The following is an 18,478-nucleotide window of genomic DNA, read 5'->3' as shown; positions in this document are numbered from 1 at the left end:
CATGAAGCACAACTTTCAGCAACTGCGCCTCGACCACGTGGCGCGCAGCTTCACCAACGCCGAGGGGCAGTCGGTGGCCGCCTTGAACGGCCTCGATCTGACCATCGAGCGTGGGGAGTTCATCGCGCTGCTGGGGCCTTCGGGCTGCGGCAAGTCGACGGCGCTCAACTGTATTGCCGGACTCACGCCGCTCACGGGCGGCGCAATCTGGCTGGATGACGAGCGCATCGACGTGCTGCCCAGCGAGAAGCGCGGCTTCGGCATGGTGTTCCAGAACTACGCGCTGTTCCCGCACATGAGCGTGCTCGATAACGTGGGCTTCGGTCTTCGGATGCGCGGCGTGCCGCGCGCCGAGATCGAGAAGCGCGCCCGCGAAGCCTTGCAGCTCGTGCAACTCGTCGGGCACGAGCGCAAGTTGCCGGGGCAGTTGTCGGGCGGTCAGCAGCAACGTGTCGCGATTGCGCGCGCCATCGTGATCGAGCCACCGGTTGTGCTCATGGACGAACCGCTGTCGAACCTCGACGCGAAGCTGCGTATCGAGATGCGCGCCGAAATCCGCCGTATTCACGGCAAGCTCGACCGCGCAACGATTTACGTCACGCACGATCAGGACGAAGCGCTCTCGATGGCCGACCGCATCGTCGTGATGAAAGAGGGTGTGGTGCAGCAGATCGGTGCGCCGCGCGACGTGTACGGCCGTCCGCGCAATCTGCACGTGGCGCGCTTCATGGGCTATCGCAATGTGCTCGACGTGTCGATCACGTCGGCACAGGGCGAGCATGCCCGCGTGTCGTGCGGCGGCGCGTCGTTCGACGGCGTGCTGATGGAGCCGCCGACCAACGGCGGCAAGGTCGAAGGCAAGGTTTGCGTGGCGATTCGTCCCGACGATTTCGAGCGTGCATCGGCTGCCAACGACAACGCCTTCGAAGGGGTGGTCGAGACGGTGGAGTACGGCGGTCGCGATTCGCTGCTGCGCGTGGCGTCGCCGTTCGGTCAGTTGTACGCGCGTTTGCCGGGCGATTACGCCATCGGCGAGCGCGTGCCGCTGCGCGTGCCGGCCGATCGCACGCTCGTCTACGCAGGAGATCGCGCATGAGTGCCGCCGCTTCCGTGTCGATGACACCTGCGGTGCGTGCCGACGGGCGCGGCTGGCTCGTCGCGCCCGCGCTCGTGTGCCTGATCGCGATGTTCGTGTATCCGTTCGCGTACGGTCTGTTCCTGTCGTTTCAACCGATGGAGGGCGGCGGCGTTTTCGCGAACTATCTGAAGTTCTTCACCGAGCCGACGCTGTGGCCGACGGTGCTCATCACGCTCAAGCTCGCCGTGCCTGCCACGCTGATCAACGTGGGGGCATCGATCCCGGCGGCGTTCGCGTTGCGCAAGAGCACGCGGGCGTCCAAGTTCGTGACGATGCTGCTTGTCGTGCCCGTGACGCTCGGCACCGTGCTCATCGCCGACGGCATGCTGACCTACTACGGGCCGAACGGCTGGTTCCCGCAGGCGCTGCACGCGTTGGGGCTGTATCACGACGAAGTGCGTCTCACGCACAACTATTGGGGCGTGCTGATCTCGCTGGTGATCTCGGGTTTCCCGTTCGCGTTTCTGCTGATTCTCTCGTACGTCACCGGTATCGATCCGACGCTCGCTCGCGCGGCAGGTACGCTGGGTGCCGGGCCGTGGCAGCAATTCCGTCTGATCTATCTGCCGCTGCTGGTGCCGGGGCTGACGATGGCGGCGTGCCTGTCGTTCGTGCAGGCGTTCTCGGTGTTCCCGTCGGCGGTACTGCTCGGCGTGCCCGCAGGGGCGACGCGCGTGGTGTCGATTGCCGCGTACGAAGCCGCGTTCGAGAGCTACGACTACTCGCTCGCATCATGCGTGGCGATTGTGATGGGATTCGTGCAGTTGCTGATCGTGGCGGGCATGCTCGGCGCGCGCCGGGCGTTCTATAGCGGTCCGACCACGGGAGGCAAAGGATGAGTGTCGCAGACAAGAATCCGGCCGGTACGCTGGCCGCGCAGAACGGAGATTTCATGACAACGCAGGCGCCCGTCAGTCAGTCGGCAGCCGCACCCATTGCCCGGCGCAAGATGCGCCGCGAGGGGCCCGGCTCGCGTCTGTGGCGCGTGCTGGTCTGGGGCACGATGATCTTCTTCCTCGTGAATGTGGCGCTGATGATCGCCACCGTCACGATGAACTCGTTCGCCACGCGCTGGTTCGGCACACCGCTGCCTGAAGGTTTCACGTTGCATTGGTATGCGCAGGCCTGGCGCGACTTTCAACTTGCCGATGTGCTGTGGGTGACGGTCGAGGTCGTGGGCGCGGTCGTGCTGTTGTCGATTGCGCTGGGCGTGCCTGCGGCGTATGCGTTGGCCCGCGCGCAGTTCCCCGGCAAGAAGCTCGCGATGCTGGTGTTTCTGCTGCCGCTGATGGTGCCGCCGGTGACGTACGGCATTCCAATGGCGACCGTGCTCTACAAGGTCGGGCTGGGCGGCACGCTCACGGGCGTGATTCTCGCGAATCTCGTGCCGTCGCTACCGTTCGTGATTCTGGTGATGACACCGTTCATCGAGCAGATCGATCCGAACCTTGAAGCCGCGGCGCGCATTTTCGGTGCGAACACGCTGAAATACTTCCGTCACGTGTTGCTGCCGTTGCTGGTGCCGGGCATTCTCGCGGCCGGTCTGCTCGTGCTCGTGCGCACCATCGGTATGTTCGAGCTGACGTTCTTTACCGCCGGTCCGGACACACAGACGCTGGTCGTCGCGCTCTATTACGCGGTGTTCTCGACCGGCGTGAGAGCCCCGCAGTCCATCGACGCGATGGCGATGATCTACATGGCCATCACGCTGCTGTGGGTGCTCATCGCGCTGCAATTCGTGAGTCCGACGCAGTTGGTCAGTCGCGTCAAGGAAGCGCCGAAGGGCGAGTGATCGCAGCGTTTGCATTGTTGGCTCCGGTCGCTTCCAGCTGGAAGCGACCGACCGACAGCGTGAGCGCCTGCGCCTGTTGCTGCAACATTTGCGCGGCAGCCCCCGCATCTTCCACCAGCGCCGCGTTGTGCGACGTCACCTGATCCATGAGCGCAATTGCGCGATTCACTTCCTCGATTCCCTGCTTCTGCTCGTGGCTGGCGGCGCTGATTTCGTCCATCGCATTGCTGACCTGCTTCACACGCGCCACGATCTCGCGCATTGTCTTGCCCGCGCTCTGCACGAGCGTCGTGCCCGAGGCGACTTCCGCGACGGACGCGTCGATCAGCTGTTTCACTTCCTTCGCGGCTGCCGAACTGCGTCCGGCAAGGCTGCGCACTTCTGCCGCGACCACCGCGAACCCCTTGCCCTGTTCGCCCGCTCGCGCGGCTTCGACGGCGGCGTTCAGCGCGAGGATGTTCGTCTGGAAGGCGATACCTTCGATGACAGCGATGATGTCCACGATCTTGCGCGACGACGTATCGATGGACGACATCGTCGTGACCACTTGCTCGACCATGTCACCGCCTTGCTCGGCCATCTCGGCCGCGCGGTGTGCGAGATCGTTCGCGCCGCGCGAGTTGTCGTCGTTCTGGCTGACGGTCGACGTCAGCTCCTCCATCGCGGCAGCGGTCTGCTCAAGCGAGCTGGCCTGCTCGGCCGTGCGCGCGGCGAGGTCGCGGTTGCCCGAGGCGATGCGGTGACTGATCGCCGTCACGTCGTGCGACGCGTGGCGCACTTGCGTGACCGCATGGCGCAGATTCGTCGCCATCTCCGCGAGCGACGCCATGATGCTCGTGTCGTGTTCGCGGCTCGATGCATTCGACTTATCAGCAGCCTCTCGACCGACGTCGAACTCGTGATACAGCTCGCCACGATCCACCGCTAGGGCCAGCGCTTTGACGTCGTCCGGCTCTGCGCCGAGCGCGCGTCGCAATTGACGCGTAATCAGAAACGCCATGACTGCGCCGCACGTCAGCGCGACAAGCACCAGCGCGAGCATCACGGTCTGAAAGCCGTGCGCGCTCGCGACGGCGGCCATCGACTCCGTATGACTCGTGCGGTCTTCGAGATCGATCATGCGGTTGATGGCGGCGAGCCAGTCGACGAAGGCCGGCCGCGCCTGTTCGAGCACGAGACGGCGCGCGCCCTCGAGGTCGCCCGCGCGGCGCAGTGTGATCACCTGCGCGATGATCGGCTGCGTACGCGCTTCGATGGACTTGATCGCGGCCAGATCGTCGCGTTCTTCTGCGCTGACGCGTTCGGCGTTCGATGGCACGAAGAGCGCGTCCATCGGTCCGGCAGAGCGCTGATAGTCGGCGTTCAGCCGCTCGATGAGCGCGACGATTTCGTCGACGTGGCTGTCGTCGGCCAGCGTGATATCGCGCACGGCGATGGCGCGGTCGTGCACGCTGCCGCGAAAGTTCACGGCGTATTGCTGCTTCACATTGTTGTTGTCGCTGATGTTCGTGAGCGTGCGCTCGATGCCGTGCACACGCAGCACGGCGAGTGCGGCCAGCGCGAGCATCATCGCGAGGATGACGGTGAAGCTCAGCCCGAGCCTGGCGGCCACACTCATTCGGGGCTGACGGTGTAATGACGAGGGCTGTGAAGCGGCGTGCGGAGTGGCTAATGCCGATGCGCTGGATGAGGCGTTCATGTGAATGTGTCCGGTCTGATCTTTTTATGCCTGACGCGCGTAGACGGTGCATCGTGGCGCGTCGGTGCGCGGTTGGGCGCATTGCCCGACGGGCAAACGTCTGGCAGACGGCGATTATTCCGCTTGGCCGGGGGCGATAGAGGTCAACGGTTCGTTGAGGCGACGCGCTTGAGCATGCGTTGCGTCAGGCGGACCTCGCAAGGGATCGAACGCGACGTGGGCCACCCGCTGTGCTGCGCCGCAACAATAAATATCTTAAGAAAGGTGTGGAATAAAGGGTCGGCGCGAAGCGTTCAGAGAGTGTCGACAACGACATTTCACTCAGGAGCCAAAGTCATGAACCAACGTCAATCGATGTCCGCTGTTCTCACCAGCCTCGTGGCTGCTGCCGGTCTGTTCGCTGCGGCTGCGGCCCACGCGGAAGTCCCGCTCAAGACGGCCGACGGCATGCTCGTCGACGCGCAGAACCGCACCGTCTATACGTTTGATAACGATGTGGCAGGCAGCGGCAAGAGCGCTTGCAACGGCGGATGTGCGACGGCCTGGCCGCCGGTCATGGCCGATGGCGGCGCGAAGGCCGAAGGCAACTATTCCATTGTCACGCGCGACGACGGCATGAAGCAGTGGGCCTACAAGGGCAAGCCGCTGTACCTGTTCGCGAAGGATGCGGCCGCAGGCGACAAGAAGGGCGACGGCTTCAAGGACGTGTGGCACGTTGTCAAGCCTTGAGCGGGCGCTGACGGCATTCTGGCGGGGAGCGACGCGTGTTGGCATATCGGCGGGCTGGGAACGCGCATGCAAAGTCGCGGCGGCTCAGTATAATTTCGCGGCAGGTGCCAGCGGTACTCGCTGGCGACGCTTCGGACTGGGTGGCCGACACGCACCCTCCGCCAGGAAATTCGCCGATGACCGGTCAGGATTTACCCAGCTTGCTTCCGGGCTTGCTGCCACGCCTCTGGGCGTTCGCCTTGCGTATTACGGGTGATCGCCATGATGCCGAGGATCTTGTGCAACGCGCTTGCGTGCACGCGTTGGAGCGCGTGCACCAGTGGCAGCCGGGATCCTCGGCGTTGAGCTGGATGTTCAGCATCGTGCATACGACGTGGATCAACGAGATCCGCGCGCGGCGCGTTCGTTCGCGCGGCAGTCTGGCGTGGGACGAAGCCGACGTCGATGCAATTCCCGATTTTCAGGCGTCCACGCCCGAAGAACTGGCCAGTTGTCATCAGGTCTTCGGCGCGGTCGACCGTCTGCCCGAAGCGCAGCGTCTCGTGCTGCTGCTCGTGGCAGTGGAGGGCATGAGTTATCAGGAAGCGGCAGAAGTGCTCGACGTGCCCATTGGCACCGTCATGAGCCGTCTGTCACGCGCGCGCCGTACTATCGGCGACCAGTTTCGTAACCCCGAGGGGCAACCCCGCACGGCAGAGCGCACCCTTCGTGGTGGCGCGGCCGCTGGCGCACGTGAGGAGGACGCGTGATGAACGAAGACGATATCCGCCTGCTCGCTTACGTGGACGACGCGCTGCCTGCGGCGGAGCGTGCGGAAGTGGAAGCGGCCATTGCCGCGTCGCCCGAACTGGCCGACGCGGTCGCGTCGTTGCGGGCCTCGCGTCTGCCGTATCTCGAGACGTTCGCGGCGCAAGTGATTCCGCCGGTGCCGCAGAGCCTGAGCGCCGGTCTCGACGCACTCCTGCGCGAGCACGCGCAACGTCAGGCGTCGCCGCCAACTCAGGAGGCTCAACAGGACACTCACGCGCCCGACACCGTTAAATCGACGGCAGCGCTACCGTTGCAGCCTGTGCATGTCGACACCACACACAACGTGCCCGCTGCCAACGATGCACCTGCCGGACGCCGCGTGCGCCCGTGGTGGCTCGCGGCGGCCTTCGCGGCCGGCGTGGCGGCGACGGCGATTACGCTGCCGTTGATGTCGGGCGTGCTGAATCGCTCGGGTGTGGGGGGGCTTCATGACCGCGTCGGTCACGCCAGCGCCCGCACAGGGCCGGACGTGGGTGCGCGCAGCGGCCGAGTATCAGCAGTTGTATGCGCGTGACACGGTGGCGTCGATTCATGTCGACGACAGCGACACCGAACGCACCGTCAGTGAGATCCATCAGAACGACAAGCTCGACATCAGCGTGCCCGACCTGCGCTCGCAGGGCCTGACGTTCAAGCGCGTACAGCGTCTGCGCTGGCAGGATCGCGCGCTGGTGCAGATGGTGTATCTCCCGGCGACGGGCGATCCTGTGGCGTTGTGTGTGGTGCGCGATACGCGTCCCGATCAGAGCGTGGCGGAACAGAAGATCGACAAGATGGGCGTGGTGACGTGGCGCAAGGGACAGATTGGCTACGCGCTCATCGGTGCGCCGGGTTCGACCGATCTCAAGGCCGTGGCGAAAGCATTGGCCGACGGTCCCGTCACGCCGCTTTACGGCATGTTGATGCTGCCGGACGTAACGTCGCCGCAAAAGGCTTCGTAACGACTCTCGTCTTCTATTCGTGCGTCGCACCAAAACAAACGCCCTCGAATTCGAGGGCGTTTGTCATTGCGGGACAGCGATCACGATTACGATTACGCGTGCGCGAGCGCGCCATCGCGAAGTCGCCACAGGTTGAGCGGATTGCTCTCCTGCAAGGCTTCGGGCAGCAGGGCGTCGGGCAGGTCCTGATAGCAGACAGGGCGCAGGAATCGATCGATCGCCGATGCGCCGACCGATGTGAACATCGCGTTCGACGTTGCCGGGAACGGGCCACCATGCACCATCGCGTGACACACCTCGACGCCCGTCGGGAAACCGTTGGCGAGAATGCGTCCGGCGCGACGTTCCAGGCTCGGCAGCAGACGCCGTGCGTTAGCCGTGTCGCCAGCATCGAGTTGCAGCGTGGCTGTCAACTGACCTTCCAGACGTTCCGTGATGGCGATCATTTCGTCGACGGTGTTGCAAGCAATCACGACCGACGCAGGCCCGAACATTTCGTCGTGCAGCGCGGGGGTGGCAAGAAACTCGGCGGCCGTCGTGCGGAATAGGGCCGCCTGACCCTGACATGCACCGCCCGCCTGACCGCGCGCGACGAGCGTCACGTTCGGTTCATCGGCCAGACGTGCGACACCCTTGTCGTACGCCTGATGAATGCCTGGCGTGAGCATGGTGCCCGCAGCCTTGGCCGTCAGCGCGTCGGATGCCGTCTGGCAGAAGCGTTCGAGGGCGTCGCCCGCGAGGCCCAGCACCAGCCCGGGGTTCGTGCAGAACTGACCGACGCCCATCGTCAGCGAATCGACGAAGCCCTTTGCGATGGCGTCGCCGCGTGTGGCGAGTGCTTCGGGCAACAGATACACCGGGTTGATGCTGCTCATCTCGGCGTACACGGGAATCGGCACTGCGCGCGACTGTGCGATGCGTTGCAGTGCGAGACCGCCATTACGCGAGCCGGTGAAGCCGACGGCTGCGATCGCCGGATGCGCCACCAGCGCCTCGCCCACGGCACGCTCGCCGACGAGCAGCGAGAAAACACCTTCCGGCAGATCGAGCTTCTGCAGGGCCGAGCGCACGGCGCGCGCCACGAGTTCCGACGTCCCCAAATGCGCGGAGTGCGCTTTCACGATCACCGGGCAACCTGCCGCGAATGCCGACGCCGTATCGCCCCCCGCGACGGAGAACGCCAACGGGAAATTGCTCGCGCCGAACACCGCCACGGGACCGAGACCGATCTTCGCCAGACGCAGGTCGCTGCGCGGCAGCGGCTCGCGTGCCGGTTGCGCAGGGTCGATGGTGGCGTCGAGGAAATGTCCATCACGCACCACGCGGGCGAACATCCGCAACTGTCCGACGGTGCGTCCGCGCTCACCTTGCAGACGCGCGACGGGCAGGCCGGTTTCGGCATGACCGCGTTCGATCAGGGCGTCGCCGAGATCAAGGATGGCCTGAGCGACGGTTTCGAGAAACTCGGCGCGCTTTGCCAGCGGCAACGCGCGGAACGGATCGAAGGCCGCGCGCGCCAGTTCGCACGCCCGCTCGACGTCCTGCACGGTGCCCGCGCCGAACGACGGCGTCAGGCGCTCGCCACGCGAGGGGTCGAACGCTTCGAGCGTACCCGCACTGCCGCGCACGTCGGCGCGGCCGATCAACATCTCACCGGTGATCTGCATGCGGGGCCCCTTAGCCTTCGACCTTCTTGATGAGCGCGTCGAGCGCGGCGAGTTCATCCGGTAGCAGGTCGGTCAGCGGTGCGCGCACCGGACCGGCGTCGCGGCCAACCAGCTTGGCGCCCGCCTTGACGATGCTCACGGCGTATCCCGCGCGACGGTTACGAATCTCCAGGTACGGCAGGAAGAACACGTCGAGCAGGTGGCCGATGGTCTCCTGATCGTTGTTGCACACGGCGCGATAGAACTTCATCGCCGTCTTCGGAATGAAGTTGAACACGGCCGACGAGTACACCGGCACGCCCAGCGCGCGGTAGGCCGCTGCGTAGACTTCGGCCGTCGGCAGGCCACCCAGATACGAGAAGCGATCGCCCATGCGGCGACGGATCTGCACCATGCGTTCGATGTCGCCCACGCCGTCCTTGAAGCCGATCAGGTTCGGGCAGTTTTCGGCCAGACGCTCAAGCTGGTCCGCGCCGAGCTTCGAGTTCGCGCGGTTGTAGACGATCACACCGATGTTCACGGCCTTACACACCTGTTCGACGTGCGCTGCGATGCCGCCGAGGCTGGCTTCCGTCAGATAGTGCGGCATGAGCAGCACACCCTTCGCGCCCAGACGCTCGGCTTCCTTGGCGTACTCGATGGCCAGACGGGTCGGGCCGCCTGCGCCCGCGAGAATCGGCACCTTGCCCGCACACGTGTCGACGGCCGTCTTGATCACGGCGCTGTAATCCTGCGGCGTGAGCGAGAAGAATTCGCCCGTGCCGCCGGCGGCGAAGAGCGCCGTCGCGCCGAACGGCGCGAGCCACTCCAGACGCTCGGCATAGCCGCGTGCGTTGAAGTCGCCGTTCGCGTCGAAGTCGGTCACGGGGAAAGACAACAAGCCGTCCGAGACGATGTGCTTGAGTTCTTGAGGTGCAGTCATTTCAAGAGTTCCTGTCGGCTGATGGGCCGGATTCGATGAATAAAGAAGGTGCTCAACCAGCGCTCGGCGCTGAGTTATATGTCATCGTATAACATGTGATGAGGTCGAACAAGAGGCAGACCTGTCGAATGGCAGTGGGATAAACCCGCAAAAGGCGTGTGAAGGGTTTTTCCCGATTCGCGCAGAGGCCCGTAAAGCCACGCATTGTAGGGGTTCTAGATGTATGATGACACATAAGTGACGGGTGGTTGAGCGAACATCAACGACCGCCCGTGGTTTTTGTGTCATGTCCCGGGGGACGCGACAGATCGCAGGCATCGAGAAAAGCGAACGTCGTGAAACGCGGGGCTGGCGGGATGCGATGGGAGGGGGGGGATATGGCAGCAACGCAGGAGACGGCGGGCGGGAAAGACATGCCGCGCTACATTCGGATGCAGGCGGAGGACAACGTCGCCATCGTGGTGAACGACGGCGGTCTGCCTGCTGGCAGTCGGTTTGCGGACGGACTCACGCTGATCGATGCCGTGCCGCAGGGCCACAAGGTGGCGCTGATCGATCTGGCCGCAGGCGCAGCGGTGGTTCGCTACGGGGTGGTCATCGGCTACGCGGCGCGAGATCTGAGCGCAGGCAGTTGGGTCAACGAGCGAAACCTTGCGATGCCCGAAGCGCCGTCGCTCGACCGTCTGCCTATCAGCACGCGTGTGCCTGCCGAATTGCCGCCGCTCGAAGGCTTCACGTTCAGGGGCTATCGCAACGCCGACGGTTCTGTCGGCACACGCAACATCCTCGCCATTACGACCACGGTGCAGTGCGTGGCGGGCGTCGTGGAGTTCGCCGTCAAACGCATCAAGGAGACGATGCTGGCGCAGTATCCGAACGTCGACGACGTTGTCGCGCTGGAACATACGTATGGCTGCGGCGTGGCCATCGACGCACCGGATGCCATCGTCCCGATCCGCACGCTGCGCAACATCTCCACCAATCCGAACTTTGGCGGCGAAGTGATGGTCGTGAGTCTCGGCTGCGAGAAGTTGCAGCCGGAACGTTTGCTCCCGGCGGGCAGCATTCCTATCGGGAGCGCCGATGCAGACGGGAAACCGGACACTGTCTGTCTTCAGGACGACGCACACGTCGGCTTTCTGTCGATGATCGATTCCATCTTGACGATGGCACGCACGCACCTGACGCGGCTCAATGCGCGTGAGCGCGAGACGGTACCGGCGTCGGAGCTGATCGTCGGTGTGCAGTGCGGCGGCAGTGACGCGTTCTCCGGCGTGACGGCCAACCCGGCCGTGGGCTTCGCCACCGATCTGCTCGTGCGCGCGGGCGCGACGGTCATGTTCTCCGAAGTCACCGAAGTGCGCGACGGCATCGACCAACTGACCTCACGTGCGGCCACACCGGAAGTGGCCGAAGCGATGATTCGCGAGATGGCGTGGTACGACGCGTATCTGGAGCGCGGGCGCGTCGACCGCAGTGCCAACACCACGCCGGGCAACAAGCGCGGCGGGTTGTCCAACATCGTAGAGAAGGCGATGGGGTCGATTGTGAAGTCGGGCAGCGGGCCGATTCACGGCGTGATTTCCCCCGGCGCGAAGCTCGACCGCGAAAGCCAGCGCGGGCTGATCTACGCCGCGACGCCCGCGAGCGATTTCATCTGCGGCACACTCCAGCTGGCCGCGGGCATCAACTTGCATGTGTTCACGACCGGGCGCGGTACGCCTTACGGACTCGCCGAGGTGCCCGTCATCAAGGTGGCGACGCGCTCGGATCTGGCGCGTCGCTGGCACGATTTGATGGATGTGGACGCCGGACGCATCGCCACGGGCGAGGCCACCATCGAAGACGTGGGCTGGCAGTTGTTCCACCTGATGCTGGCCGTCGCAAGCGGTGAAAAAACGTGGGCCGAGCGATGGGGCCTGCACAACGCGCTGACGTTGTTCAACCCCGCGCCGGTGACCTGAAACCCGCGTGTGGCTCAGAGTTCGGCTTGCGTCTGCGCGAGTCCGAATTCGAGCATGGCGGGCACGAAGCAGTGATTTAGCGTGTCGCGCCGCGACAGCTTCGTGAGGACATAGCGGCGAAACGGCGTGAGCGTGCCCCAGTCGGCGACGTCCGGCGCCAGCAGGTCGGCCATCTCGCACTGCTTGAGCAACCCCGGCGGCAAGGCGTTCATGTCCTGCCAGGCCGTGGGCGCGGCGTCGACACTGCGCTCGACGGCCTGTCCCAGGTGATCGCGCGCGATTTCGTCGAGACGCGCAGCAAAATCGTCATCGCCCGGCACGCACGACGCGAGCGTCTCACGGGCTTCCTGCGGCAGGCGTTGCCAGTCCGCCAGCGACAGATGCTGGCCGTTGCGATCCAGATTGAAGCGAATCGCCATCGTGATGTATTTGAGGTTTTCGCAGGCTTCAATTTCGAAAACAAACATTGGCAGACGCTGGTAAAGGTGCATGGCTGTCACTCCTTGTGTGGCGACGTATCGCATGCGGCCGATTGTACTCGCGCCCCGAGGGCGATTGCGGAGGGGTTGCGCCCGTGAAGATACGGTATTGAGGCGCGTCGACGCGGAAGATCCGGCCAATGTGGCACCGCTTTCGGCGTCCCCCTCGCGGGTGTTGTCTTTCCAAAAGTGCTAATTGTTCTTGGGAAAACTCTCAAAAACACTCGGGCGAACACTGAAAAATCCCATCGTTTTGCGAGACGTCTCGTAGCACGGAAAGGCTGACGTTGAGGGGCCGTCCAGCGATTTCGGACAGTTCACATCCCCCGCAATATGAAGCGTCCTAGAGATTCGGTTCTTTCCCAAGGCCGTCCGGATTTCCTAAGGTAGGCATTCTGCCGATCCATTCCCGATTCACCCCCGACAGGAGCCGACATGCCGTCCCGTACGTCTAATGCGTCGCCGATGCCTTTCCCCTTTCTTCCCGTAGTCCTGGAGTCGCCGAAGGCGTCGACGTCGCACGGTTCAGCGGCGTCGCCTGAGGTGTCTGAGCCTGCGAGCCGCGCCAGTGCGGTAGGCAGCAAGCCGCGAACGAGCCGAACGAGCCGTCGTCCGGCGGTGGTCGAGGCCGCACAGCCGCCGGGCATGGGCGGCGATGGCGGCTGCCAGCCGAGGGTGGAGGTGGTACGCAGCATCGCGCCCGAATGTCTGACATTGCTCGGAGCCATCGTCCGATGAGCGCCGTTGCGACTCACCCGGTGTTAAGCGCGCACGGCGACGCGGGCGGAGGGGCTTCGGTGTCGACGGGGGGCGCGGTGTGGGTGATCGCCTCGCCGCACGCGCAATGGACGTGTGCGCCGGAAGCGGTGACCGTGTCGTCCTATGAAGTGTCGTGCACGCTGCATGAGGCGCCCGTCGACACGGCGTTGTGGCTCGAACGTATGAAGCATGGCGTGTTGCTGGCGCAAGCGCCGGTACGTGGGACGTGGCTTGCAACGCTTGCCGACGAAGCGCTGGTCCATGTGTTGCCCGCAACACCTCGCGACAGCCAGGACATCGTGCCCGCGTTCGGGCAGATCTGCGACGCATGGGTGCGGGGCATTTTTGCGGCACCGTTTTGGACGCGTTTCCTCGCGGGCGAGTCGAGTGACATTCAGGTGCTGGCGTTTCTCGCGCAGCTCTACCACCGCGCGGCAGGGGCCGATGTCCACAATCGCATTGCGGTGGAGCGCTGCACCGACGCGGCACTGCGGCCGCTGCTACTGCGTCAGTACCGAGAGCAGCGCGGACAGTCGACGATGCTGGCCGCAGGGTTGTTGCGATGCGGCCCGGCGGCGCGCACGTTTCTGGACAGCGGTGCCTTCGATGCGACGCACGCGCTGATCGACTTCATCATCGGCGCGGCGGGCGACATGCCCGCATACGTTGGATGTTGTGCGCTGTGCCAGGCGCCCGCAACGGTGCGCGCGGCCAGCGAGATCGAAGCGCAGTTCGAGGCGCTCGCGCAGCGCTATCCGTCGGCAGCCGACGGGTTCGCGGCCGTCTGCGCGCATGCCAGGCATGACGCAAGCGTGTGCGGCGGCACGGCGCTGCTCGCGCAATGGGTGGAAGACGCTGGCGAGCCGGACGTGCCGTCGCGGCTGCGGATGTTGCGTGGCGCGTATGGGGTTGCTGCGGCGTACCGGGTGATGTTCGACGCGTTGCACCGGCTCGACGAAGAACTCTGACGAGCGAAGGGTTGCGCCGTCCTGAGGTTGTCGGGCAACGCATGCCCCCGATTGGGGCATGTCACTCGTATAATGGCGTCCCAACGGCGGGGGCGGTTGCGGCCCTACGCCGTCCGCCCCCTGACCATGACAACCCAACTTGCCTACCTCGCCGCGCTCGGTGCCGCCCTCTGCTGGGCTTGCAGCGGCATGATCGCCATCACGCCTGTCCGTCAGGCCGGTTCGTTCCCCTTCAACTACGCCCGCATGCTGCTGGTCTTCGCGATGCTGCTGTTCGCACTCGCGGTGCTGCGCGGCTGGCCGTCGCTGTCGCTCGAGCAGTGGCTGCGACTAACAGTGTCCGGGCTGATCGGCATTCTCGTGGGCGACACGATTCTCTACACGTCTCTCGGACGTCTGGGGCCGCGACGCAACTCCATCGTTTTCGCCACCAATGCGCCGATGACGGCCGTACTCGGGTACTTCTGGCTAGGCGAAGCGCTGGGCTGGCAGGCGGTCGCGGGCGTTGCGCTGGTCACGGCGGGGGTGGCGCTGGCCATCGCTTTCGGCGGTCGTCGTGAGGATGCGCACCACTGGGAGTCGGTGCGCGGCGACGTGCGCGTGGGTGTCGCCATCGGGCTGACGGCGGCGCTGTGCCACTCGATCGGGACGCTCATCGCCAAGCCCGTGATGGCGGCTGGCGTGGATCCTGTGGGGGCGTCGGCGGTGCGCGTGGGCGTGTCGGCGCTCGGGCTGACGATCCTTGCGGCGCGACGCGGGCGAGGCATCTTCTCGGACTTTACGCCGGGCACGCTGGCGCTCACGGCGGCCTCCGGCTTTGTCGGCGTGGCCGTCGGCATGACGTTACTGCTGTATGGCATGGGACATGGCAACACGGGCGTCATTGCGACGCTCTCGGCGACCACGCCGGTGATGGTGTTGCCGCTGCTGTGGATTCGCACCCGGCAGCGTCCGGCAGCGGGCGCCTGGTGGGGCGCGCTGATCGCCAGCGCCGGGGTGGCGCTGATCTTTAACCGCTGACGGTGACGACGGTGAGGGACGCGCCTGAAACGCTTAGCGCGTGACGGGCGTTTGCAGAGGCTCGGCGCTCTGATGCGAGGCTTCGGTGCCAAGCGTCGGCACCTGAACCTCCTGCGCGGGCGCGGGGCGCGGCATGCTCGGCGTGAGCAGGCGTCGCAACCAGGCGGCGATGCGCTCGAAGACGCCCGGATCGTCGTTGAACAATTCGGGACGCAGCACGCCCAGATACTCCAGAATCTGATCTGCTTCCTGAGCACCGACCGAGCCGTAAATGACGGCGAGATCGAGCAGCGCGCGCAGCTCACCGAGCTTTTCGCGGGCTTGCAGCGAGCGGGCGGTTTCGACCGCGCGCTTGGCTTCGAACACACGTTCGCGCAGCACCGACGCGGTGCGCCATGCGGGCGTCTGCAACGTGGCCTCCAGCGTTCGCAGGTCCTGCGCCGACGTCACGATCTGACCGGCGAGCGATTCCACGATACGCTCCTCGCCCTTCGCTTCTCTCACGATGCCTTCGGCCCAGCGGCTGGCCTGACGCGCCATGTCTTCGCGCGACCATTCCGGGCGCGACACGAAGTAGAACCCGTGCTGACGCGCCTGATTCAGGATGATCGAGACGACGTCCGGAAACTGCTTGTCGAACGTGCGTTTGGCCCACGCGTAGTGCCCGCCCGCGAGCAGTTGGGCGACGGCGGCTTCGGTGAGCGGCACGGTGCTGTCGAGCAGGCGGGCGCGCAGGAAGTCGTCGAAGGGCGGCGGCGTGAAATGGCGGTCGACGGCAGCGGAGATGCGCACGAAGGCGTCGAAATCCTTTTGCAGGTCGGCCAGCGCGCTGTCGGAGAGGGTCAGGGCGATGCGGCTCATCGTGACCGGCTCCCGGTCACGGCGATAGCGTGCCGATCCCACGCGAGCGAAGTCGCGTCGGCCGGTCGAGTGTCGGTGCGAGTGCCCGTGTGAGTGAGGCGGGCCACAGGCGGAGCGGCCGGAGCCCGTGCCACGTGCATCCCCATTGCGCGTGAAGTCATGTGCAGCGATTCGTATCAACGGTGCGCTGCGGTCATGGCCGTGCGCTGTGAGATGGGCTGTCCCGCCGGACGTTTGTCACGTCCATGACGGGCAGCATGAGTCTGCATGCATCAACGGCACAACGGCGTAAAAACTTTAGCCTTCGGTGCGCATTTTCTTTCAACGCCGTGTGGAGGCGGCCCCCGGATCACTCGCCGTTGGCGGCGCGCAGCAGGTAGACGGCGAAGCGCGAACGGGCGTCGAGCCAGACGCGCTCGATATCCCATCCAGCGGAGTTCGCGAGTGCACGGAACTCCGTCTGTCCATATTTGTAGGAGTTCTCAGTATGGATGGACTCGCCCGCCGAGAAATCGAAGCGATGGCCGAGAACGGTGGCCGAGAATGCACGCTGTGCGACCAGATGCATCTCGATACGGCTGGCCTTCGCGTTGAAGCGGGCTTCGTGACGGAAGGCCTCCAGCGGCAGATCGCCGTCGAGTTCGCGGTTGATGCGCACGAGTACGTTCAGATCGAACTGCGCCGTCACCCCGCGCGCGTCGTCGTACGCGGGCAGCAGCACGGCGGGATCCTTGCACGCGTCTACGCCGACGACCATGCGCCGGTGCGGTCCGAGCATCTTGCCGACATGTGCGAGAAAGGCGGCCGCTTGTCCGGGCGCGAAGTTGCCGATCGTCGAGCCGGGGAAGAAGCCGAGGCGCGGCCCTTGCGTGTCGTGCAACTGCGGCGGGAGATGGAACGGGCGCGTGAAGTCGGCGCGCACCGGCAGCATCGGAATGCCGGGGCAGCGGCGCGCGAGCGTGGCGACGGCGTCGTCCAGAAAATCGTCGGCAATGTCGACGGGGACATACGCGCGCGGCGTGACGAGGGCATCGAGCAGCAACGGTGTCTTACGGCTCGACCCGCTGCCGAACTCCACGACAACGGCGTTCGGTCCGACGACATCGGCAATGGCGGCTGAGCACTCGCCGAGCAGGGCGGTTTCGGTGCGCGTCTGGTAGTACTCGTCGAGGCCTGTGATCTCTTCGAAGAGTTCACTGCCGCGCTGGTCGTACAACCAGACGCTGGGCAATGTCTTCGGCGTGTGGCCGAGACCGGCCAGCACGTCCGTGGCAAAGGCGTTTTCCGGCAATGACGGGCAAACGAACGCCGTGGCTTGTTGGGTTTGCGTAGCTTGCAACATCAGCGGTCCTCCGCGAGCCTCAGGCCGCAGAACTGCCAGCGCTGATGCGGGTAGAAGAAGTTACGGTACGTGACGCGTGCGTGTCCCGGCGGCGTGGCGAGCGATCCGCCGCGCAGCACGAACTGTCCGCACATGAATTTGCCGTTGTACTCGCCGACGGCGCCCGATGCCGTCCGGAATCCCGGGTATGCGACGTATGGACTGGCCGTCCATTGCCATACCGGGCCAAAGCGCTGCTCCATCGTGGGTTGCATCGGCGACGACGAGCTGCCTGCGCCGCGCGCCGCCACCTCCCATTCTTGTTCTGTCGGCAGACGCTTGCCCGCCCAGCGCGCGAACGCGTCCGCTTCGAAATAGCTCACGTGTTGCACGGGCGCGTCGTCGTCGACGCTCTGCATGCCTGCGAGCGTCATCGACTGCCATTCGCCGTTGTGCAGCTCCCAGTAAAGTGGATGTCCCCAGCCTTCGCGCTGCACGGTCGCCCAGCCGTCCGAGAGCCAGAGTCCGGCCATGCGGTAGCCGCCGTCTTCGATGAAGTCGCGCCATTCGCGGTTGGTCACCACGCGCGACGCAATCGCGAACGGTCGTACCAGTACGTCGTGCGCGGGCGTCTCGCAATCGAAGGCGAAGTGGCCGCCTGAACGGCTGTCATCACCCGGATGCCCGATGCTGTGCTGTCCGCCGCCGTGCTCGATCCATTGCAGCGGTTCGCTCGCGTGAAGCGCGGTCGATGGCGGACGATGGGCGGGACGCAACGGATTCTGCGCGAAGAGATGCAGCAGGTCGGTGTGCATCAACTCCTGATGCTGCTCCTCGTGGTGCAGGCCGAGCGTGATGAGCGCGACGGTGTCGGGCGCGAGATCGGGCTGTTGCAAGAGCGCGTGCATGGCAGCGTCGACATGGCGGCGATAGGCGAGCACTTCATCGAGCGTTGGGCGCGTGAGCAGCCCGCGCTGCGGACGCGGATGACGCGGACCGGCGGCTTCGTAATACGAGTTGAAGAGGTAAGCGAAGCGGGGATCGTAAGGCCGGTAACGGGGTCCGGGTCGCCCGGATGGGACGTTCGCTTCGCTCAGCAGAAACGTCTCGAAAAACCAGGTGGTGTGGGCCAGGTGCCACTTGATCGGGCTGGCGTCCGGCATCGACTGCACGGTGGCGTCGGCATCCGAGAGGCCTTGCGCGAAGGCGACGGACGCAGCGCGCACGGCGTCAAAGCGAGCATGCAGGGATGTGACGGGCGATGTGATCGGCGAGGCCGTCTCCGCATTGGCAGACGGCCCATCGCGAGCGGTCCGCGAGGGGGATGCATTGGGGGAGGTGCCTGAGGGCGCCTCGGCTTGCGACGTACAACAGGGGACGGTCATAGGAAATACCCGGGGACACACCG

General features: G+C 65.2%; 18 protein-coding genes. 11 read left to right on the top strand and 7 right to left on the bottom strand.

The features are described 5' to 3' along the window. Position 1: 1 nt before the first annotated feature. From NA29_RS20735 to NA29_RS20725, 3 genes are read left to right on the top strand one after another with little or no spacing between them, the layout of a single operon-like run. A complete protein-coding gene (locus NA29_RS20735; RefSeq protein ID WP_039401153.1) occupies positions 2-1,096 on the top strand; it encodes an ABC transporter ATP-binding protein in 1,095 nt (364 codons plus the stop codon). Next, on the top strand, positions 1,093-1,977 hold the full coding sequence (locus tag NA29_RS20730; RefSeq protein WP_095178478.1) for an ABC transporter permease: 885 nt from the start codon (positions 1,093-1,095) through the stop codon (positions 1,975-1,977). Before NA29_RS20735 ends, NA29_RS20730 begins: the two co-directional genes overlap by 4 nt. A 53-nt stretch (positions 1,978-2,030) precedes the next feature. Continuing rightward, entirely contained in the window at positions 2,031-2,930 is a 900-nt protein-coding gene (locus NA29_RS20725) for an ABC transporter permease (RefSeq protein WP_039404135.1), read from the top strand. Here the strand turns inward: NA29_RS20725 and NA29_RS20720 are convergent. Next, positions 2,905-4,548, bottom strand: coding sequence for a methyl-accepting chemotaxis protein (locus tag NA29_RS20720; RefSeq protein ID WP_039401150.1), 1,644 nt, complete (start codon positions 4,546-4,548; stop codon positions 2,905-2,907). The two genes, NA29_RS20725 and NA29_RS20720, sit on opposite strands and share 26 nt — an antisense overlap. Positions 4,549-4,965: 417 nt before the next feature. Between NA29_RS20720 and NA29_RS20715 the strand changes: the two genes are divergently transcribed. From NA29_RS20715 to NA29_RS25575, 4 genes are all read left to right on the top strand, one after another. Beyond that, positions 4,966-5,358 carry a COG4315 family predicted lipoprotein gene (locus tag NA29_RS20715; RefSeq protein WP_084103996.1) on the top strand — a complete coding sequence of 131 codons (393 nt, stop codon included), beginning with the start codon at positions 4,966-4,968 and terminating at the stop codon, positions 5,356-5,358. 176 nt (positions 5,359-5,534) lie between these two features. Further along, on the top strand, positions 5,535-6,107 hold the full coding sequence (locus tag NA29_RS20710) for an RNA polymerase sigma factor (protein ID WP_039401148.1): 573 nt from the start codon (positions 5,535-5,537) through the stop codon (positions 6,105-6,107). Further along, a complete protein-coding gene (locus NA29_RS25580) occupies positions 6,107-6,682 on the top strand; it encodes a hypothetical protein (protein ID WP_084103994.1) in 576 nt (191 codons plus the stop codon). The genes NA29_RS20710 and NA29_RS25580 overlap by 1 nt, the downstream gene beginning before the upstream one ends. Then, on the top strand, positions 6,669-7,109 hold the full coding sequence (locus NA29_RS25575) for an anti-sigma factor (RefSeq protein WP_167370908.1): 441 nt from the start codon (positions 6,669-6,671) through the stop codon (positions 7,107-7,109). Before NA29_RS25580 ends, NA29_RS25575 begins: the two co-directional genes overlap by 14 nt. 92 nt (positions 7,110-7,201) lie before the next feature. Here the strand turns inward: NA29_RS25575 and NA29_RS20700 are convergent, their stop codons facing one another. Next, the gene (locus NA29_RS20700; protein ID WP_039401146.1) at positions 7,202-8,776 is read right to left on the bottom strand and encodes an aldehyde dehydrogenase (NADP(+)); all 1,575 of its coding nucleotides are present in this window, start codon (positions 8,774-8,776) and stop codon (positions 7,202-7,204) included. A gap of 10 nt (positions 8,777-8,786) precedes the next feature. Beyond that, positions 8,787-9,698: a 5-dehydro-4-deoxyglucarate dehydratase gene (gene kdgD, locus NA29_RS20695; RefSeq protein ID WP_039401142.1), complete on the bottom strand. Its 912-nt coding sequence runs from the start codon at positions 9,696-9,698 to the stop codon at positions 8,787-8,789. Positions 9,699-10,075: 377 nt separating this feature from the next. Here kdgD and garD point away from each other — a divergent pair, with 377 nt between their 5' ends. Beyond that, on the top strand, positions 10,076-11,662 hold the full coding sequence (garD, locus tag NA29_RS20690; protein ID WP_039401139.1) for a galactarate dehydratase: 1,587 nt from the start codon (positions 10,076-10,078) through the stop codon (positions 11,660-11,662). Positions 11,663-11,676: 14 nt separating this feature from the next. On the opposite strand, the gene NA29_RS20685 is transcribed toward garD, so the two are convergent. Beyond that, entirely contained in the window at positions 11,677-12,153 is a 477-nt protein-coding gene (locus NA29_RS20685) for a nitrate reductase associated protein (RefSeq protein WP_039401138.1), read from the bottom strand. A gap of 423 nt (positions 12,154-12,576) precedes the next feature. Here NA29_RS20685 and NA29_RS25860 point away from each other — a divergent pair, with 423 nt between their 5' ends. The 3 genes from NA29_RS25860 (at position 12,577) to NA29_RS20675 (ending at position 14,888) form a co-directional block, all read left to right on the top strand. Next, positions 12,577-12,879, top strand: a complete 303-nt coding sequence (locus NA29_RS25860; RefSeq protein ID WP_150661757.1) for a hypothetical protein — start codon at positions 12,577-12,579, stop codon at positions 12,877-12,879. Next, positions 12,876-13,868 (top strand): hypothetical protein, encoded by a 993-nt coding sequence (locus NA29_RS20680; RefSeq protein ID WP_039401135.1) that lies wholly within the window; start codon positions 12,876-12,878, stop codon positions 13,866-13,868. Before NA29_RS25860 ends, NA29_RS20680 begins: the two co-directional genes overlap by 4 nt. A 126-nt stretch (positions 13,869-13,994) precedes the next feature. Next, positions 13,995-14,888 carry a DMT family transporter gene (locus tag NA29_RS20675; RefSeq protein ID WP_039401133.1) on the top strand — a complete coding sequence of 298 codons (894 nt, stop codon included), beginning with the start codon at positions 13,995-13,997 and terminating at the stop codon, positions 14,886-14,888. A gap of 33 nt (positions 14,889-14,921) precedes the next feature. On the opposite strand, the gene NA29_RS20670 is transcribed toward NA29_RS20675, so the two are convergent. From NA29_RS20670 to egtB, 3 genes are all read right to left on the bottom strand, one after another. Further along, positions 14,922-15,749 (bottom strand): DUF4088 family protein, encoded by an 828-nt coding sequence (locus NA29_RS20670; protein WP_039401132.1) that lies wholly within the window; start codon positions 15,747-15,749, stop codon positions 14,922-14,924. Positions 15,750-16,098: 349 nt separating this feature from the next. After that, positions 16,099-17,091 (bottom strand): L-histidine N(alpha)-methyltransferase, encoded by a 993-nt coding sequence (gene egtD / locus NA29_RS20665; RefSeq protein WP_039401129.1) that lies wholly within the window; start codon positions 17,089-17,091, stop codon positions 16,099-16,101. After that, the gene (gene egtB / locus NA29_RS20660) at positions 17,091-18,455 is read right to left on the bottom strand and encodes an ergothioneine biosynthesis protein EgtB (protein WP_084103990.1); all 1,365 of its coding nucleotides are present in this window, start codon (positions 18,453-18,455) and stop codon (positions 17,091-17,093) included. The genes egtD and egtB overlap by 1 nt, the downstream gene beginning before the upstream one ends. Positions 18,456-18,478: the final 23 nt, after the last annotated feature.

The organism is Pandoraea sputorum, from assembly GCF_000814845.2.
Taxonomy (GTDB): Bacteria; Pseudomonadota; Gammaproteobacteria; order Burkholderiales; family Burkholderiaceae; genus Pandoraea; species Pandoraea sputorum.
The sequence above is the reverse complement of the archived record's forward strand: the minus strand, read 5'-3'. Positions and strand labels throughout refer to the sequence as shown.

Bases quoted from the DNA above. Each gene is read 5' to 3' on its own strand.
- garD (WP_039401139.1), top strand. From the start codon at position 10,076: ATGGCAGCAACGCAGGAGACGGCGGGCGGGAAAGACATGCCGCGCTAC.
- NA29_RS20675 (WP_039401133.1), top strand. From the start codon at position 13,995: ATGACAACCCAACTTGCCTACCTCGCCGCGCTCGGTGCCGCCCTCTGC.
- NA29_RS20685 (WP_039401138.1), bottom strand. From the start codon at position 12,153: ATGCACCTTTACCAGCGTCTGCCAATGTTTGTTTTCGAAATTGAAGCC.
- egtD (WP_039401129.1), bottom strand. From the start codon at position 17,091: ATGTTGCAAGCTACGCAAACCCAACAAGCCACGGCGTTCGTTTGCCCG.
- NA29_RS20725 (WP_039404135.1), top strand. From the start codon at position 2,031: ATGACAACGCAGGCGCCCGTCAGTCAGTCGGCAGCCGCACCCATTGCC.
- NA29_RS20735 (WP_039401153.1), top strand. From the start codon at position 2: ATGAAGCACAACTTTCAGCAACTGCGCCTCGACCACGTGGCGCGCAGC.
- kdgD (WP_039401142.1), bottom strand. From the start codon at position 9,698: ATGACTGCACCTCAAGAACTCAAGCACATCGTCTCGGACGGCTTGTTG.
- NA29_RS25580 (WP_084103994.1), top strand. From the start codon at position 6,107: ATGAACGAAGACGATATCCGCCTGCTCGCTTACGTGGACGACGCGCTG.
- NA29_RS20715 (WP_084103996.1), top strand. From the start codon at position 4,966: ATGAACCAACGTCAATCGATGTCCGCTGTTCTCACCAGCCTCGTGGCT.
- NA29_RS20710 (WP_039401148.1), top strand. From the start codon at position 5,535: ATGACCGGTCAGGATTTACCCAGCTTGCTTCCGGGCTTGCTGCCACGC.
- NA29_RS20700 (WP_039401146.1), bottom strand. From the start codon at position 8,776: ATGCAGATCACCGGTGAGATGTTGATCGGCCGCGCCGACGTGCGCGGC.
- NA29_RS20720 (WP_039401150.1), bottom strand. From the start codon at position 4,548: ATGAGTGTGGCCGCCAGGCTCGGGCTGAGCTTCACCGTCATCCTCGCG.
- NA29_RS20670 (WP_039401132.1), bottom strand. From the start codon at position 15,749: ATGAGCCGCATCGCCCTGACCCTCTCCGACAGCGCGCTGGCCGACCTG.
- NA29_RS20680 (WP_039401135.1), top strand. From the start codon at position 12,876: ATGAGCGCCGTTGCGACTCACCCGGTGTTAAGCGCGCACGGCGACGCG.
- NA29_RS25860 (WP_150661757.1), top strand. From the start codon at position 12,577: ATGCCGTCCCGTACGTCTAATGCGTCGCCGATGCCTTTCCCCTTTCTT.
- egtB (WP_084103990.1), bottom strand. From the start codon at position 18,455: ATGACCGTCCCCTGTTGTACGTCGCAAGCCGAGGCGCCCTCAGGCACC.
- NA29_RS20730 (WP_095178478.1), top strand. From the start codon at position 1,093: ATGAGTGCCGCCGCTTCCGTGTCGATGACACCTGCGGTGCGTGCCGAC.